The 13,585-nt window shown below is 71.0% G+C and carries 12 protein-coding genes; 10 read left to right on the forward strand and 2 right to left on the reverse strand.

Going from position 1 to position 13,585, the window contains the following annotated elements; all coding sequences use genetic code 11:
• The first annotated feature begins 562 nt into the window (after positions 1 to 562).
• The 7 genes from EKD16_RS20755 to EKD16_RS20785 all read left to right on the forward strand — a co-directional run bounded on the left by EKD16_RS20755 (position 563) and on the right by EKD16_RS20785 (position 8,240).
• On the forward strand, positions 563 to 2,413 hold the full coding sequence (locus tag EKD16_RS20755) for a 2-oxoacid:acceptor oxidoreductase subunit alpha (RefSeq protein WP_131100583.1): 1,851 nt from the start codon (positions 563 to 565) through the stop codon (positions 2,411 to 2,413).
• Positions 2,414 to 2,492: 79 nt separating this feature from the next.
• Positions 2,493 to 3,482 (forward strand): 2-oxoacid:ferredoxin oxidoreductase subunit beta, encoded by a 990-nt coding sequence (locus EKD16_RS20760; RefSeq protein ID WP_207391615.1) that lies wholly within the window; start codon positions 2,493 to 2,495, stop codon positions 3,480 to 3,482.
• 316 nt (positions 3,483 to 3,798) lie between these two features.
• Positions 3,799 to 5,340: a fatty acyl-CoA synthetase gene (locus tag EKD16_RS20765; RefSeq protein WP_131100589.1), complete on the forward strand. Its 1,542-nt coding sequence runs from the start codon at positions 3,799 to 3,801 to the stop codon at positions 5,338 to 5,340.
• A gap of 148 nt (positions 5,341 to 5,488) precedes the next feature.
• The gene (locus tag EKD16_RS20770) at positions 5,489 to 6,151 is read left to right on the forward strand and encodes an SDR family oxidoreductase (RefSeq protein ID WP_131100593.1); all 663 of its coding nucleotides are present in this window, start codon (positions 5,489 to 5,491) and stop codon (positions 6,149 to 6,151) included.
• A 153-nt stretch (positions 6,152 to 6,304) separates the two neighbouring features.
• A complete protein-coding gene (locus EKD16_RS20775) occupies positions 6,305 to 6,847 on the forward strand; it encodes a hypothetical protein (protein WP_131100596.1) in 543 nt (180 codons plus the stop codon).
• 368 nt (positions 6,848 to 7,215) lie between these two features.
• Positions 7,216 to 7,425, forward strand: coding sequence for a hypothetical protein (locus EKD16_RS20780; protein ID WP_131100599.1), 210 nt, complete (start codon positions 7,216 to 7,218; stop codon positions 7,423 to 7,425).
• A 197-nt stretch (positions 7,426 to 7,622) separates the two neighbouring features.
• Positions 7,623 to 8,240 (forward strand): Uma2 family endonuclease, encoded by a 618-nt coding sequence (locus EKD16_RS20785; protein ID WP_242677091.1) that lies wholly within the window; start codon positions 7,623 to 7,625, stop codon positions 8,238 to 8,240.
• Between the two features lie 91 nt (positions 8,241 to 8,331).
• On the opposite strand, the gene EKD16_RS20790 is transcribed toward EKD16_RS20785, so the two are convergent.
• Complete coding sequence (locus tag EKD16_RS20790) at positions 8,332 to 8,901, reverse strand: potassium channel family protein (RefSeq protein ID WP_165498625.1); 570 nt, start codon at positions 8,899 to 8,901, stop codon at positions 8,332 to 8,334.
• A 126-nt stretch (positions 8,902 to 9,027) separates the two neighbouring features.
• A complete protein-coding gene (locus EKD16_RS20795; RefSeq protein WP_131100604.1) occupies positions 9,028 to 9,399 on the reverse strand; it encodes a VOC family protein in 372 nt (123 codons plus the stop codon).
• Positions 9,400 to 9,511: 112 nt separating this feature from the next.
• Here EKD16_RS20795 and EKD16_RS20800 point away from each other — a divergent pair, with 112 nt between their 5' ends.
• The 3 genes from EKD16_RS20800 to EKD16_RS20810 all read left to right on the forward strand — a co-directional run bounded on the left by EKD16_RS20800 (position 9,512) and on the right by EKD16_RS20810 (position 13,354).
• Positions 9,512 to 10,054 carry a pyridoxamine 5'-phosphate oxidase family protein gene (locus EKD16_RS20800; protein WP_131100607.1) on the forward strand — a complete coding sequence of 181 codons (543 nt, stop codon included), beginning with the start codon at positions 9,512 to 9,514 and terminating at the stop codon, positions 10,052 to 10,054.
• 372 nt (positions 10,055 to 10,426) lie between these two features.
• Complete coding sequence (locus EKD16_RS20805) at positions 10,427 to 12,376, forward strand: serine hydrolase domain-containing protein (RefSeq protein WP_131100610.1); 1,950 nt, start codon at positions 10,427 to 10,429, stop codon at positions 12,374 to 12,376.
• A gap of 138 nt (positions 12,377 to 12,514) precedes the next feature.
• Positions 12,515 to 13,354, forward strand: a complete 840-nt coding sequence (locus tag EKD16_RS20810; RefSeq protein ID WP_131102830.1) for a helix-turn-helix transcriptional regulator — start codon at positions 12,515 to 12,517, stop codon at positions 13,352 to 13,354.
• The last annotated feature ends 231 nt before the right edge of the window (positions 13,355 to 13,585 follow it).

Genomic DNA, 13,585 nt, shown 5'->3' on the forward strand with positions numbered 1-13,585 from the left:
CGCGGCCGCGGCCCGTTTCGGTCGGTACCCCGCCCCCACGCCGAACCGCCGCTACGCCGAGCGAACCGCCGCTACACCGAGCAGGGGCGATTCCGTCCGGAACGGCCCTCGGTCCTGCGAAGGGTCCTGTGAAATGCCCCACTCGGTTCCGTGGCAGCGGATGCGACCGCCTATCATGCAAGGGTGGCCGCTTTTGCTTCGACGACCGCCGAGCCGGGAGCTCCGCTCACCGGTCGGCGGCACGTGGACCTCGTGCGCATAGCACGCGAGCCTTGTTGTCCTTGACCGAAGTCACTTCGCACCGGCCATCGCCGAGCGAACGTTCCGTCGGCGCATCCGACGGGGCCGCTCGGATTTTCGCCCCACGGCCGGCAGGCGTGCCCCGCGTACGCCGGCCGGAGCCGCGGTACGGGCGCGAGCCGGTGCCCAGGCCAGGTCCCCGTTCGAATACCCATGTCCGGCCACCCTCCGGCCCCGCCGGTCCACAACGTGGTGGTGAGGACTCTGCCAACCTGAGCCGCCGGCCCCATACGGCGGTTCGACGAGGAGGTCGGCGATCCCCGTGACCAAGCAGGTCCAGCAGATCGATCGCGTCATCATCCGCTTCGCAGGCGACTCCGGCGACGGCATGCAGCTGACCGGAGACCGGTTCACCCAGGAGACAGCGTCCTTCGGCAACGACCTGTCGACCCTGCCGAACTTCCCCGCGGAGATCCGCGCCCCGGCCGGCACACTGCCGGGCGTCTCCAGCTTCCAGCTCCACTTCGCGGACCACGACATCATGACGCCGGGCGACGCGCCCAACGTGCTGGTGGCCATGAACCCGGCCGCCCTCAAGGCCAACGTCGAGGACGTGCCGCGCGGCGCCACGGTGATCGTCAACACCGACGAGTTCACCAAGCGCAGCCTGGCCAAGGTGGGCTACGAAAGCGATCCGCTCTCCGACGGCTCACTGTCGGAGTACAAGGTCAGCCAGGTGCCGCTGACCTCGATGACGGTCAAGGCCCTCGAAGAGTTCGACATCTCGAAGAAGGACGCCCAACGCGCGAAGAACATGTTCGCGTTGGGTCTGCTGTCGTGGATGTACAACCGGCCCACCGAGGGCACGCTCGGGTTCCTGAAGTCGAAGTTCGCCGGCAAGCCCGAGATCCTCGCGGCGAACGTGGCGGCGTTCCAGGCCGGATGGAACTTCGGCGAGACCACCGAGGACTTCGCGGTCTCCTACGAGATCAAGCCCGCACAGCTGCCCGTCGGCACCTACCGCAACATCACCGGCAACCTCGCGATCTCCTACGGCCTGGTCGCCGGATCGCAGCTGTCGGGTCTGCCGCTGTTCCTGGGCTCCTACCCGATCACCCCGGCCTCCGACATCCTGCACGAGCTGTCCCGGCACAAGCACATGGGCGTGCGCACGTTCCAGGCGGAGGACGAGATCGCCGGCGTCGGCGCCGCGCTGGGCGCCGCGTTCGGCGGTTCGCTGGGGGTCACGACCACGTCGGGGCCGGGCATGGTCCTCAAGGCGGAATCGCTGGGCCTGGCGGTGATGACCGAGCTGCCGCTGCTGGTCATCGATGTGCAGCGGGCCGGCCCCAGCACCGGCATGCCCACCAAGACCGAGCAGGCCGACCTGCTCATGGCGATGTTCGGGCGCAACGGCGAGTCCCCGGCCCCGGTGCTGGCTCCGCGGTCGCCCTCGGACTGCTTCGACATCGCGATCGAGGCCACCCGCATCGCCACCAAGTACCGCACGCCGGTGATCGTGCTCTCCGACGGCTACCTGGCCAACGGCTCCGAGCCCTGGCGCATCCCCGAGGTCGCCACCCTGCCCGACCTCTCGGTGGACTTCGCCGAGGAGGCCAACGGCGCCGACGGCTCGTTCCAGCCCTACCTGCGCGACTCCGAGACGCTCGCCCGCCCGTGGGCGGTCCCGGGCACGCCGGGGCTGGAGCACCGCATCGGCGGCATCGAGAAGAGCGACGGCACCGGCAACATCTCCTACAGCCCGTCCAACCACGATCTGATGGTGCGCTCGCGCCAGGCGAAGATCGACGGCATCGCCCGCGACATCCCGGAACTGGAGGTCGACGACCCCACCGGCGACGCCGAGGTCCTCGTCCTCGGCTGGGGCGGAACCTACGGGTCGATCGGAGCGGGCGTGCGCCGGGTGCGGCGGGCCGGGGGCAAAGTGGCCCAGGCCCATCTGCGCCACCTCAACCCCTTCCCGGAGAACCTGGGCGCGGTGCTGCGGTCCTACGACCGCGTGCTCGTCCCCGAGATCAACCTCGGCCAGCTGGCGATGCTGCTGCGCAGCCGGTTCCTGGTCGACATCGTGAGTTACACCAAGGTCAGCGGCCTGCCGTTCAAGGCGGAAGAGCTGGCCGGCGTGGTGCAGGAGGTCATCGACCGTGTCTGAGAGCAACGGCAACGGCAACGGCGCGGGTGAGGGCTTCAACGGCCTTCGGCTGGTCCCGCGCACCGACACCGAGTACAAGATGAAGGACTTCAAGTCCGACCAGGACGTGCGCTGGTGCCCGGGCTGCGGCGACTACGCGATCCTGGCCGCCTTCCAGGGGTTCCTGCCCGAGCTGGGCGTGCCCCGGGAGAACATCGTGATCGTCTCGGGCATCGGGTGCTCCTCGCGGTTCCCCTACTACCTGAGCACCTACGGCATGCACTCGATCCACGGGCGTGCTCCGGCCATCGCCACCGGACTGGCGGCCAGCCGGCCCGACCTGTCGGTGTGGGTGATCACCGGTGACGGCGACGGCCTGTCCATCGGCGGCAACCACCTCATCCACGCGCTGCGGCGCAACGTCAACATCAACGTGCTGCTGTTCAACAACCGCATCTACGGGCTGACCAAGGGCCAGTACTCGCCGACCTCGGAGGCGGGCAAGGTCACCAAGTCCTCGCCGATGGGGTCGCTGGACAACCCGTTCAACCCGGTTTCGCTGGCGCTGGGCGCGGAGGCCGGCTTCGTCGCGCGCACCGTCGACTCCGACCGCAAGCATGTCACCAGCGTGCTGCGCGCGGCAGCCGACCACGAGGGCGCGTCGTTCGTGGAGATCTACCAGAACTGCCCGATCTTCAACGACGACGCGTTCGAGCCGCTGAAGGACCCGGGCGAGCGCGACATGCGGCTGCTGCGCATGGAGCACGGCGAGCCGCTGCGCATCGGCTCCGACCGCGGCGTCGTCATGGGCGACTACGGCGAGCTGTCCGTGGCCGACACCGCCGAGGTGGGCGAGGACGCGCTGGTCCGCCACGACGCCCACCGGGAGGACCCCGGCTATGCGTTCGCGCTGTCCCGCATGGACTACCCGGCGTTCGAGCACGTGCCGATCGGTGTCTTCCGCGATGTCGACCACCCCACCTACGACGGGCGGATGACCGAGCAGCTCGCCGCGGCCGAGACCGCCCGCGGCGGCGAGGCCGAGCTGGCCGCGCTGCTCTCCAGCGGCGACACCTGGACGGTGGGCTGAGTCGGCGCCGCGTCCTTCCGCGGCGGCGGGCGGCTGCGCAGAGCGCGGCCGCCCGCCGCCGCTTCCGGGGGCTTCGCGCGCGGTTCGTACGCCGCGGTTCGGGCACCGCGGTTCGGGCACCGCGGTTCGGGCACCCGGCACCGGGGCGGCGGCCGCGCGGCGCGGTCGGAGGGGGTCCCCGGCGCCGACCGGGGCGGCGCTGTCCACAGGCCGGGCGCGCGTCTGGCCTAGCGGCACCCCGGCGCCCTACGTTGGTGAGTGCGCCACGCCACAGCAGCGGCGGCAGGCGTACCCCGATACGGCGGTGGGAGGCGGTATGGGAGCCGACGAGTCGGCACTGGCCAGGGCGAGCACGGTCGACGGCGTGCTGCGGCGCACTGCCGCGCGGTCGCCGGACCGCGTAGCGCTGCGGTTCGGCGACCGGGAGTGGACGTTCGCCGAGCTGGACCGGGGCGCCACGCGGGTGGCGGCGTGGCTGCTGGGCCTCGGGCTCACCCGCATGGACCGCGTCGCCGCCTACGGGCACAACTCCGACGCCTACCTGCTGGCCTTTCTTGGCTGCGCCCGCGCCGGTCTGGTGCATGTTCCCGTGAACCAGAACCTGGGCGGCGCCGAACTCAGCTACCTGCTGGCCCAGTCGGGCAGCATCGTGGTACTCGCCGATCCCAAGCTGGCCGGGCGGATCGAGGAGGTCCGGGCGCAGATCCCCGCCCGCGACGTGCTGGCGCTGCGCGGCTCCGAGGAGTCGGCGCTGGAGGTCGCGCGCGATCCCGACTCGCCCGAGGACCTGTTCACCGACGTCGCCGACACCGATGTGGTGCAGCTCCTCTACACCTCGGGCACCACCTCGGCACCCAAGGGCGCGATGATGACCCACCGCGCGCTGGTGCACGAGTACGTGAGCTGCCTGCACGCCCTCGACGTCGGCGAGGGCGACCGCATGCTGCACGCGCTGCCGCTGTACCACTCCGCGCAGATGCACGTGTTCCTGATGCCCGCGCTGGCGGCAGGGGCCTATAGCGAGATCGTCGAGACCCCCGAGCCCGCCGACCTGCTGCGCCGTATCGAGGAGAACGGCATCACGTCGTTCTTCGCGGCGCCGACGGTCTGGGCGGCGTTGTCGAACCACGCCGACTTCGCCGTACGCGACCTCTCGGGGTTGGCGAAGGCCTACTACGGCGCCGCGATCATGCCGGTGCCGGTGCTGGAGCGCATCCGCGCCCGGCATCCCGGAATCGGCTTCTACAACTGCTTCGGGCAGAGCGAGATCGGACCGCTCGCCACGGTGCTGCGCCCCGAGGAGCACGTCGCGGGCCGCATGGACTCCTGCGGGCGCCCGGTGCTCTTCGTGGAGGCGCGCCTGGTCGACGAGGAGGGCGCCGACGTCGCCCCGGGCGAGCGCGGCGAGGTCGTCTACCGTTCTCCGCAGCTGTGCGAGGGCTACTGGGACAAGCCCGAGGAGACCAAGGAGGCTTTCCGCGACGGCTGGTTCCGCTCGGGCGACATCGCCCGGCGCGACTCCGAGGGCTATTTCACGATCGTGGACCGGGTGAAAGACGTCATCAACACCGGCGGTGTGCTGGTGGCCCCCCGCGAGGTCGAGGACGTGCTCTACCGGCACTCGTCGATCGCGGAGGTCGCGGTGATCTCGGTGCCCGATCCCGCCTGGGGCGAGGCCGTCACTGCGGTGGCGGTACTGAAGGGACCGGCGACCGAGGACGAGCTGATCGGGTTCGTCCGCGAGCGGCTGGCCGGCTTCAAGACGCCCAAACGGGTGCACATGGTGGAGGAGCTGCCGCGCAACGCCAGCGGCAAGCTGCTCAAACGAGTGCTGCGAGAGCACTTCAGCAGAGGGTGAGGGGCGCCTGCGCCCGGCTCGGAGCAAGCCGTGCGGCCTGTGCGCGGGGCACTCAGACGCCGCTTCCGCGCCGCGCGCTCCGCACGCGCGACACCGCGCGGGCCTCGTGCTGTGCGGCGCGATTCCCGCCAGGGCATAGCCTGCGGGTATGCGAATTGTGATCGCCGGAGGACACGGCAAGATCGCGCTGCGGCTCGAACGGCTTCTGGCCGACCGCGGCGACACACCGGTGGGCCTCATCCGCAACCCCGACCATGCCGAGGACGTGCGCGCCGCGGGTGCCGAGCCGGTCGTCATCGACCTGGAGAACACCACGGCCACCCAGCTCACCGAGAAGGTCATGGGCGCCGATGCGGTGGTGTTCGCCGCGGGCGCCGGACCGGGCAGCGGCGCCGACCGCAAGTCCACAGTCGACCGCGGCGCGGCTCGGCTGCTGGCCGACGCCGCCTCGCTGGCGGGCGTCCGGCGCTACATCATGGTCTCGGCCATCGGGGTGGACGACGGCCCTGCGCCCGGCTCCGAACCGGTGTGGGCGGCTTACGTCGAGGCCAAGCGCGCCGCGGACGACGACCTGCGCCAGCGGAGCCTGGAGACCGACTGGACCATCCTGCGTCCGGGGCGCCTCACCGAGGATCCGGGAACCGGATCGGTCCGGCTCGCGCCGAAGGTGGAGCGGGCGGAGATCCCGCGGGAGGACGTCGCCGCGGTCGTCGTCGCGCTGCTCGACGAACCCGCCACCGTGGGCCATGTGCTTGAGGTGGTGGGCGGCACCACGCCGATCGCCGATGCGGTCCAAGCCGCCGGATCGTAGCCGTTCGCGGACTTCTGGCTAGAAGTCTCGCAAAGAAGGCATGATGGGTTGCGGACGGAGCCCGGCGGAGTGACTCCTCGGCTGATGCGGACGGTGAGCGCCGCTCGACGGGCAGGCGAGTGCCGCACAGAGCAGATAGGTACGGTTGGACTAATGAGCGTCACGCAGGTCGTGAGGGACAGCACCGTCGTCGAGCACGCGAAGGTCGCCGCGCAGCAGAAGCGCCGGATGTTCATCGTGCAGCTGGACGTCGACAGTTACGACGAGGCGTCGAGCAAGGTCCGCCCCGGGCTGACCCGCATCCTGGAGGGGATCGAGGAGGCCGGGTGGCGGCTGGACCAGATGGCGCCCAGCTCGGGCGAAGAAGGTGCGTCGGCGCGGTTGTTCATCTTCCGCCCCGACTCCGCCGGCGGCAGGGGCCAGGAGGTCCCCGACCACACCACCGGGCAGCAGCAGGCCTACCAGCAGCACCCCACCGGCGCCCAGCATCCGCAGCAGCCGGACCCCTACGCCGGCTACCAGTACCCGAGCGGGCAGCAGTACAGCCAGGGCTACCAGCAGCAGTATCAGCAGCAGTACCCGGGCTACGGACAGCAGCAGTACCCCGGTTACGGTCAGCAGCCGCATCCGGGTTACGGACACCAGCAGCCCGGCTACGGGCAGCAGTACCCGGGGTACGGGCAGCAAGGCTGGTGACCGCGCCTTCGGCTTGAGACGGCGGTTGCGGCCGCAACCGGCCCGACCGACCGGCGGAGATTCCACAACGGCCCGTGTGCGTGGCACCCGGGCCGTTCGCATGTCCGAGGACGGCGGCGCGCGGACGGCCGACCGGAGCGCGCGTGCCCGTGCTGGACGCGAATCGCGGCCGCCGGCGGTGCGCCGACCGCCCAAGCGAAACGTCCGTTCTGCACCAAGGGCCGGATCTCCGCAGGTCAGAGGCAGAATAATCATCGCTCTTTTGCCCGTAATCACGTGACGCGCTGCGGCAACTACGTTAGGTTACTTGTCGCGGGCGGAGAGAGCCGCCGCCTGCAAGAGCTTCCCGTACTTCCGAGAGGATTCCCATGAAGCGCATCGCCAAGGTTTCCGGCCTCGTCGCCGCGACGGCCCTCGCCCTGGGCGCCATGGCCGGCACCGCCAGCGCCGACAACAACGCCGAGGTGCAGAACATCACCGTCCCGGTCTGCGTCGACCTGCTCCAGGCCTCGGGCTTCGCCCCCGACGGCTGCAGCGTCGTCGACGTGCACGACGAGAAGGGCATCGGCGTCAGCTGACTCGGGCGCGCCAGCGCACCAGAGGCCCGGGCGGGAGCGGCCGCCCGGGCCTTCGCAGTCTCGGGGGCGGGAGAAACGACGGCAGATACCGGGACACATACCGCCGGAATGGGCGCGCTTCCCGGGAAATCGCAGCGTACTCGCCCGTAACCGAACACGGGGCTGAATACTGGTCTCCATGCAGCAAAGGAGGCAGTATGGCAGTCATGAGCATCGGGAAGACGGATCCTCCCGTCCAGCGCCTGACAGTGGACGACCTGGCACGCATGCCCGACGACGGCAGGCGCTACGAGCTGGTCGACGGGAGGCTTGACGTGTCTCCGGCACCGGTTTTCCTGCACACCCTCATCGAGTCCCGACTGAACACCTACCTGGGGATGACCGCTCCGCAGGAATACCTCGTCCTGAACGGATTGGGTATCAACTTCAACGCCGACCGCACCCACCATCGCATCCCTGATGTAGTGGTACTCCGCTCTCAGGACGCCGAGCACCCCTACATCACGCGTCCGCCCGTGCTCGCCGTCGAGGTCGTATCCCCGGAGAGTGTGCTGCGCGACAACCACACCAAGCGCCGCGAATACGCCGACTTCGGCATCGAGTCCTACTGGATCATCAACCCGGCTCCGGACAAGACCGGCATCTCCGAACTCCGGCTGGAGAACGGCCAGTACGTCGAGGCCCGCCAGGTCCACGGCGAGGACCTCTTCGAGACGGAACTCCCCTTCCCCGTCCGGCTGGTACCGCACTGGCTCACGGCCGACGGCGACTGGCGCAGCCACATCGGCGGCGAACAGCCCACCCCCAACGCCTGACCCCGTTGCCGGCGCCGCAGTCGGCACCGGCAACGGGCTCGCCTTCTCCCCTGGTGATACGGAGCAGGGCCGACGTGCCCGCGGCCGGGATTCAGCCGCCTCCGAGACTGCGACTGCGCGTGCGCGCGGTCGCGACGACGAGGCGCAGCACGGCGCCGATCATCACCAGGTTCAACACCATCTGCACCGTCACGGAGACGCGGGCCGCCTGGGTGAGCGGGACGACGTCGCCGAACCCGACGGTGGCGAAGACGGTGACGGCGAAGTACAGGGCGTCGAAGCGGCTCAGCGGCTCGGTGAACGCGTCAGGGGCGGCGGCGGAATGTGCGACGTAGGCGGCCGCCCAGCCCAGCAGGTACACAGCGCTGAGGAAACCGATCGCGGCGAACGCGCGCAGTTGCGGCCGGGGAGCCCGCGAGATCGCCCGGATCTGCCAGACCACGAGCACCGAGAGCAGCAGCAGCGCGCCCAGCGTCCGCAGCACAGGATGCCGGTCGGCGTCCAGGTCCAGCGGCGCGAGGGCGTAGAGCGCGATCAGGACGGCGTCGGCGAGGAAGGTCACCAGCACGGTTTCGGCAACCGGCCACGCGTCTCGACGGACACGGCCCTGGTCCGCGGGCAGACCGGAGGAATCGCCGGCGGATCCCCCGAATGCGTTCACCCCGCCAGTCCACCACCCTCGGCACCGACGGGGCGGGCCGCCACACCGGTGGCGCAGGAGCCGCGAGCACGGCTCACCGGCGGTGCCGGTGCCTCCGACCGCCTCTCCTGCCGCACCTGAGCGGCCTCATTCCGGCGTGTGGCAGACCGCCTCCACATTGTTGCCGTCGGGATCGCGGACGAAGGCCGCGTAGTAGTGCGGGTGGTACTCCGGCCACAGGCGGGGCGTATGCAGCACTTCCGCACCCGCTGCGGCCGCCGCGGCGTGGAAGGCGTCGACTGCCGCACGGTCGGAGGCGGCGAAGCCGACATGGACCTCGCGCGCCGGGCCTTCGGTGACGGCCGGGCCCACCCAGAAGGCCGGGTGGTCGCCGCCGTAGGCGACCGCGTGGTCGCCGAAGTCCATAACGCGCCGCCACCCCAGAGGAGCGAGGACGGTGTCGTAGAAACCGGTGGCGGCCGCCATATCGGCGACCTGCAGGGACATATGGTCGATCATGTGTGAAGTGTCGCACCCGCCGCGGACATTCCCCGGGGGTCCGCCCGCGGCACCGCGGACTCGCCGCGCTTCCTGACACAGGATGGCAGGAAGGAGGCGCACAATCGTCGCCATGTACGAGACCACGACCGAACTCGCCGAACTGCAGCACCTGCTCGACAGCTCCGTGGAACGCGCGAGCGCGCACCTGCGGTCCATCTACCTGGGCGGCGAACGGCCGAGCACCCTCACGGCCGCACAGCTCACCGGGGCACTGACGGGGATGTGCACACTGTCGGTCTCCACCGTGACGGCCCGCGGCGAGCCCCGCATCAGCGGCATCGACGGCCATTTCCTGCACGGCCGCTGGATCGTCGGCACCGACCGCTCCGCGGCCAAGGCGCGTCACCTGGCGGCCCGCCCGGGGATCAGCGCCGCTCACATGCGGGGCGAGGCCCTCGGTGTGTTCACCCACGGCACCGCCGTGCCGATCAGCCCGCCCGACGCCGCCGATCCAGAGGCACAGGGCTGGCCCGCCGTACTGGAGCACCTCACCGCGCACTACGGCGATTCACCGGTCAACTGGGACGGTGTCAATGTCGTCTACTACCGCATCGAGCCGCAGTGGATGACCGCCTACTGCCCGGAACCGGAGAAGCTGCTCGCCGAGCGCTGAGCGCGGCGGGCGGCCGGGGGCGGCGAAGGCCGTGCGGCCTCCCGGCCGGCGATGCCAAGGACGGGAGACCGCGGCTACCGACCGGTAGCCGTAGCCGCCCAGGGCGGCCCCCGCCCATGGGCGACGACGAGGACTCCCGCGAGCGTCGACCGTTGAAGACCTCGCGCCCGCGCCCGACGGCGGCAGACGCCGTGCACCCGTCGACGGGCGGACCGTCGGACGTGCAGCCCGCTGTACATCCGCTGTCCCACCCTCTACCGCTGGGAAAGGGCGGCTCACACCGCTGAAGCGTCGCCGGTCGGCTGCGTAGTGTCTTCATTCTTGCCGGGACCACTCGGGTTCCGGCGGAAGCGAAGACGAGGAGACGGCGCCGTGTCGCCACGAATCCGATCCGTACTCTCCCTCTGCGCGGCGGCGCTGGCCGCCGCCACGGCCGTGCTGCCCGGCACCGCTGCCGCCGCCGACAAGGCCGGTGCCGAGGACGCCGCGGTCGAACCGACACCCGCCGCTGTGCAGCGCCTGCTCGACGAGCGCGTGCCCGAACTGCTTGAGGAGCACAACGTCCCCGGCGCCGCGGTGTCCGTGGTCGCCGGCGGCGAACAGGTCTACGCCGGCGGCTACGGAGAAGCCGATGTCGACGAGGGGACACCGGTCGACGCCGACAGGACCTCGTTCCCGATGGCCTCGGTCAGCAAGTCCTTCACCGCGGCGGCTGTCCTGCAACTCGCCGACCGGGGCGAGGTGGACCTGCACGCCGACGTCAACGCCTACCTGCCCGAGGAGGCGCGGATCCCCGAGACCTATCCCGGCAAGCCGGTGACCCTGCACCACCTGCTGACCCATTCGGCCGGGTTCGAGAGCGCGGTCGCCGGAATGGCCGCCGACTCCGCCGAGGGCATGCTGGAGCTGGGCGAGTATGTGCGGGAGTACCGGCCCGACCGCATCTATCCGCCCGGCAGGTTCATCGGGTACTCCAACTACGGCACCAGCCTCGCCGGGCTGGTCGTCCAGCGGGTGTCGGGTGTCCCGTTCGCGGAATACGTCGCCGAGAACGTGTTCGCTCCGCTGGGCATGCGGCGGAGCGCCTTCGCCACTCCCGACGAGGCCGCCGACCGGTTCGAGACGCCGACCCTCTACTACGCGTCCCTCGAAGAGGCCGACGCGCTCTACGTCAACCAGGCCCCGGCAGGGGCCGGTTACGCCACCGCGTCCGACATGTCGGCGTTCCTGCTTGCTCTGCTGAACGGTGGCGAGTACCAGGGGGCGCGGATCCTCTCCCCCGAAGCCGCCGACACGATGCTGTCCGCGCAGCACTCGGTGCATCCGCGGTTGGCGGGGGCGGCATACGGAACCTGGGACAAGGCCGGTGCCTGGCCGCATGCCGTCGGCCACGGCGGCGACCTCGACGGCGCGCACACCGAATGGGCCGTCGTACCCGAAGCGGATCTGGGCGTCTACGTGGCGGTCAACGGCGACGGCACCGCGCAGAGCCCGCTGGAGGACGTGCGGGCACTCGTCGTCGAGGAGGTGCTGGAGGAGTTCACCGCCTCCGCGGACACCACCGCAGCGCCCACCGGGCAGACTGCGTCCGGCGTCGCGCCGGGACACTACGAAGGCTCCTACCGGACGACGCGCATCGGCCGCAGCGACACCAGCGAGCTGATGTCGGCCATCGACCTGACGTCGGTCTCGGCCGCCGGCGACGGCCGACTGCGCACGGCCAACACGATGCTGGGCGAACAGGTCTGGACTCCGGTCGGGGACAATCGGTTCCGCAGTGAGAAGGGCGGCGAACTGGCCTTCATCGAGGAGGACGGCGAGATCACCGGGTTGGCCTACGGCGCTGTCCCCACCCAGAACTACGAGCGGATCGCCTGGCACGAGCACGTCTACCTGCACCTTGCGGGAGCCGGCGCCGCGCTGCTGATCATGGGCACCGTCCTGGTGTGGCCGTCGGCCGCGCTCGTCCGCAGGTTGCGCGGGCGCGGCCACGACCGCGCCCGCACCCGCGGGTCGCGTACTGCGCGCGCCCTGGCCGCGGCCGCGGTCGTCACCTGTGCGGGCTACACGGCCTTCGTGGTCTCGGCCCTGGGCGACGGCGCCGCCCTGACCGGCATGGTCTTCAACGGCTCGCCGCTGCTGACCGTCCCGCTCTCCGTGGCCGGAGCCGTCTCAGTCATAGTCCTGGCCGCCGCGGTCGGGGCATGGATCCTCCGCTGGTGGGGCGTCGCCGGCCGGATCCACTACTCGCTGGTCGCTGTGGCCGTCCTCGGCTTCGTCGCGTTCGGCGCCCACTACGGTCTGACCGCGCTGCCGGTGTAGCGCCGCGGCACCGCACGGGCTTGAGCGGGCGCCCGGTACCGTCTCCGGGCCGCCCGCTCGTGCTTGCGCCCGGGGAACGGGATTCCCGCTGCCGCGTCCGGTCACCCCCCGCCGGTTGCCTAACCTTATGACGTGGCCATGCGAGACATCCGGACGGGTCCGGCCGCCCGAGCGCACGCCGCCGGGCGGCCGTCGCCGCAGCCCACCGACGCCGACCGGCGGAGGCTTCCGCTCTACGCCGCCGGTGAGATCGATGTGCCGTTCGCCGTGGCGACCAGCGCCGAGATCATCCCGCGGGACACGTTCTGGGACGAGCACGCGCATCCGACGCACGAGCTGCTCTGGAACGAGAGCGGGGCCTCATCGGCGACGATCGGCAGGCGGATCTGGACGATCACCCCGGCGGCCGGGCTGTGGATCCCGGCGGGCACCCGCCATTCCGGCTGGACGCCCGCGGGTACGCGGCACCGCGCGGCCCAGTTCGGCGTCCGCGCTGCGCCGGCGATATCCGAGGGGCCGGTCGCGGTCGAGGTCACACCGCTACTGCGGCTCCTGCTCGACCGCCTCGACGCTGCGGGCCTCGGCGCGGGTGAGCGGACGCGGACCGAGGCGATGGTGCTCGACCTGCTCGGTCCCGCCCAGCACGAACTGTCCCTGCGGATACCCGAGTCCGCGCTGCTGGCGCCCATCTTCGCCGCCGTGCGCGACGATCCCGCCGACCCCACGACGCTGGCGGGCTGGGCGGCGCGGCTCGGTGTGAGCTCGCGCACCCTCACCCGGGCGTTCCGCGCCGAGACCGGTGCGGGATTCAGCCGGTGGCTGGCCACGGCGCGCGTGCAGCACGCGGTCGCGCTACTCGCGCGAGGAGAGGGCATAGACGACGTCGCGGCGCGCGTGGGTTACCACTCGGCGAGCGCGTTCGGCGCGGCGTTCCGGCGGATCACGGGGATGAGTCCGGGGCGCTTCCGTTCGCAGTGACCTTCGCGGGGGACGCCCCGCAGCCGCCTCCACCGCCGGTCCCACGAGTTGCGCCCCCTCCCGCATCGTCACGCACGTTGTCCGTTTCGCGACAAACGAGTCTGATTTACGCGATTGCGTGCCTGGCCAGCCGACCCTAAATTCGGTTAGGCAAACCTAACCGTCAATCGATGTATCCGATGCGGCCTCGCGGTATGCCCGTCGTGGGCGGCAGCGCATCGGTGCGCCCCG

The sequence above is a fragment of the Streptomonospora litoralis genome, assembly GCF_004323735.1.
GTDB lineage: Bacteria > Actinomycetota > Actinomycetes > Streptosporangiales > Streptosporangiaceae > Streptomonospora > Streptomonospora litoralis.